The 518-nt window shown below is 67.8% G+C and carries 1 protein-coding gene; it reads right to left on the bottom strand.

What is annotated here, in order from left to right; genetic code table 11:
• A partial coding sequence (locus tag ACTIEZ_RS15445) for an enoyl-CoA hydratase/isomerase family protein (protein WP_439547580.1) occupies positions 1-518 on the bottom strand: 518 nt, incomplete at both ends.

The raw sequence follows: 518 nt of genomic DNA, 5'->3' as shown, positions 1-518 counted from the left end.
GGCGAGGTGGTCAGCATCTCGTCGATATAGGACGCGGCCGCTTCTTCCAACTTGTACGCGGGTACGACGTCGCTCACCAGGCCGACGCGCAGCGCGCGGTCGGCGTTGTTGTAGCGGCCGGGGAGCATCAGTTCGGACGCGACCGACGTACCGACCAGGCGCGGCAGGAAATAGCTCACGCCGATGTCGCAGGCCGAGAGGCCGATGCGGATGAAGGCGGCGTTCATGCGTGCGCTGGCGCCGGCGATGCGGATGTCGCTGGCGAGCGCCAAGGCGAAGCCGCCGCCGCAGGCCGGGCCGTGAACGAGGGACACGATCGCTTGCGGGCAGCGGCGCATGCGCATGACGATTTCGCTGATCTGGCGCTGGCGCGTCAGGGCGTTCGCCGGCGAGTTCGGGCCGCTGCTGTTGTCGCGCTCTTTGAGGTCGAGGCCGGCGCAATAGGCTTTGCCCGCGCCGCGTATGACGACGATGCGCACGGACTTGTCCCAATAGAGCGCGCCGAAATAGTCGAGCAG

This window comes from Sandarakinorhabdus sp., assembly GCF_051860625.1.
In the GTDB taxonomy this organism is placed as follows: Bacteria; Pseudomonadota; Alphaproteobacteria; order Sphingomonadales; family Sphingomonadaceae; genus Sandarakinorhabdus.
Note: the sequence above shows the minus strand (reverse complement) of the source record. Positions and strands in the feature narration are given on the sequence as shown.